The sequence below is a fragment of the uncultured Chitinophaga sp. genome (assembly GCF_937874145.1).
GTDB lineage: Bacteria > Bacteroidota > Bacteroidia > Chitinophagales > Chitinophagaceae > Chitinophaga.
The window spans coordinates 1-3,069 of record NZ_CALNBI010000039.1 but is presented as its reverse complement, the minus strand read 5'-3'; the positions used below and the strand labels follow the sequence as shown (position 1 = coordinate 3,069).

Genomic DNA, 3,069 nt, shown 5'->3' with positions numbered 1-3,069 from the left:
AGGCGACCGGCTGTACACGGGGCACAGCATCAACTGGAAACAAAAGAAGAAAGACCGGCCCAGGGATATGTCGGCCCTGGAAGAGGGTATGGATGAGCGCGTGCGCCCGTCCCGCAACCGCCGTTTTCTCGGCATGCCCATCAAGCTGTGGTTGTATAATTTAGGGAATGAGCCAAAGGGCAAGGGTTTGAACCACCTGCTGCGCAATAAGTGGGGCGAGCCGCCGGTGCTCCTCAGCCAGGTGCGCCCCCGCCGTACGACGAATGTGCTTGAAAGTTACCTTGAGGACAATGGCTATTTCCAGGTGTTGATCGAAGATTCCATCAAAAACCAGGGAAAGAAGAAGGCCAGTCTCCAGCTGACGGTGGAACCCAATCACCGGTATACGATCCACCGCGTGCGGTTCGATACGGATACGGGGGTTATCAGTAAAGTGATCATGCAAACAGCCCGCGAAACGCTTTTAAAGCCAGACGATTACTATAGCCTCGACCGGATTAAAGACGAACGGGAGCGCATTCATAATAACCTGAAAGAGCAGGGGTTTTACTATTTCACGCCCGATTATATGATCGTGCAGGTAGACAGTACTTTAAAAGGACAGGTAGACCTGTATGTGAAAGTGAAGCCCAACACGCCATCTACCGCCACGCGGCAGTACTGGATGCGTACGGTTGAGGTGTTCCCCAACTATGACCTTACCCGCGACAGTGCATTGAAAGCAGTGGAAGCACGGGATTATGGCGGGTATAAAGTAGTAGATCCGGATTCTCTCTTTAAGCCGGTGGTATTCAACCGTTCCGTGTTTTTGCAGGAAGATAGTTTATACCGTTTGAGCTCGCACAATATCACCCTGCAGCGCCTGGTGAACCTGGGGGCCTTCAAGTTTGTGCGGGGGAGCTTCCGGCCTCTCCGCGACAGTTCACTGCTGGCGGCCCGTTTTTACCTGACGCCTTACCCGAAACGTTCGTTGCAGTTTGAAGTGAGCGGCACGTCCAAATCGACGGGTTTTGTGGGCAGCCAGGTGAAGATCTCGGCGAGGAACCGTAACCTGCAAAGGAAAGCGAACATCCTGGAAATCAACCTGGGCGGAGGTTTTGAAACACAGATCGGCGGTAAGAAAACGACGCTGTCCACCAACGCGTACAGTCTCAATGCGGAGGTAGCCATGACGATGCCGCGGTTTTATACGCCTATTATCCAGTTCAATCCCCGGACGCCGTATGTGCCGCGGACGCGGGTGAGCCTGGGGTATGAACTGCTGCGGAGGCCGAATATGTATACATTGAACGCGATGACTGCGCAGTATGGTTATTTATGGAAGCAGACCCGTTTCCTTGACCATGCATTATATCCCGTTTCTATAACTTATACGTTACCGTCGAACCTGTCGGATACATTCAAGGTGCAGCAGGAGCTCGACCCGGCGCTGAAGCAGTCTATTGCCAAGCAATTTATACTTGGCAGCAGTTATTTGCTGACTTTCAACAACCAGACGCCCGCTAAGTATCATTCTTTCTTCGGCCAGTTCAACCTCGATGTTTCGGGGAACCTGGTTGGTTTATTTGCTAAAAAGAGTGAAACGGGCGCCAAAGAAATTTTTGGGCAGGACTTTGCGCAATACATCCGTGCCAGCGTGGATGGGCGGCATTACTGGCGGCTGGCGGACAAACTCCGTTGGGTAAACCGGTTGTATGTGGGTTATGGTTATGCTTATGGCCGGTCGGTTGCAACCCCCGAACTGCCGCCTACCCTTCCGTTTATCAAACAGTTCTTTACCGGGGGGAGCAACAGCATCCGTGCGTTCAGGGCGAGAACACTTGGGCCGGGCAGTACGCCGCCCCCGGGGGAAAACGACAATTTATTGCTGGCGAATGCTGCAGGTGATATCAAACTCGAGTACAATTCAGAGTTGAGATATAAAGTCCAATCGCTGATTGAACTGGCGGCATTTGTGGATGCAGGAAATATCTGGCTGGGAAAAGCGGAGGATGGCAAGAAATACCAGGAGTTTGCATTCAACCGTTTTTATAAGGAGATTGCCGTGGGCACCGGTTTGGGTTTGCGCATTGATGCTTCTATCCTGCTGGTGCGGTTCGACGTTGCGTTTCCATTGCGGCAACCGGAACCGGGGACTGGTACTTTTAAATGGTCGTGGGGCGACATTGATTTCGGAGACGGCGACTGGCGGAAACGGAACCTGATCCTGAATATCGCGATCGGTTATCCGTTCTAAAACGCGCCAATTCATATTTTACTCCAATCGATTAGCGCGAAATGCCCGCTAAACCGGCTGTCGCGGGGAATTTTTTATACATATCTTTTCCACATAATATTAACCGGCTCATCAAGCGTAACATTATATTGATTTTCAATACATAGGAATGAATTGCCTTTAATTCATGTAGATTGTGAAATAGCCCCATAATCAGGCCCATAGCGGCTTTCATGACCGTATTTTTATATTCTTATTTTTGTTCAATTAACGTTTAATTCTATATTTGTCGTCCGGGGTAATATTATCCCGGGCGATACTGACCACATTATTCCTGTACCCAAACGAACGCAGATGAAGAAAATTTCTACGCAACTCTGCCTTTTATTCCTGACCCTGATGCTGCCCTTTGCCGTGCAGGCACAGCGCTTATTCGACCAACAGGACCCGCTCCCCCAACAATATTTCGAAAACAGATATCTTGGCAACCCTGCCCTGGCGGGTGCCGACACCGGGCTTAGCCTCAGCATGGGTTACCGCAAGGCCTGGAAAGAATCCGCCGATGCGCCGGTTTCCTTCTCCCTTACGGGCGATTACCAGCTTTTGCGCACGCTCGGCGTTGGTTTGACAGTATTCAATGACCAGGCCGGTCCGCTGAAGCAGACCCGTGTGGCCATGTCTTACGCATATCATACGCCGCTGAACGAAGAAGGAACTGAATTCCTCCACATCGGCGCCAGTGTTTCGCTGGACAACAAGCGGGTGGAAAGCCTGAAGCCCGGCACCCCGGCGGAGCACGTCCTCAAGGGGTACGAAGGTTATAAAAACGCTATCGGTGCCGACCTCGGTATAGC

The 3,069-nt window shown here is 51.5% G+C and carries 2 protein-coding genes; both read left to right on the top strand.

Annotated features, from left to right (window positions below; genetic code table 11):
• A partial coding sequence (locus Q0510_RS01715) for a BamA/TamA family outer membrane protein (protein ID WP_298707658.1) occupies positions 1–2,236 on the top strand: 2,236 nt, incomplete at its 5' end.
• Between the two features lie 333 nt (positions 2,237–2,569).
• A partial coding sequence (locus Q0510_RS01710; protein WP_298707655.1) for a PorP/SprF family type IX secretion system membrane protein occupies positions 2,570–3,069 on the top strand: 500 nt, incomplete at its 3' end.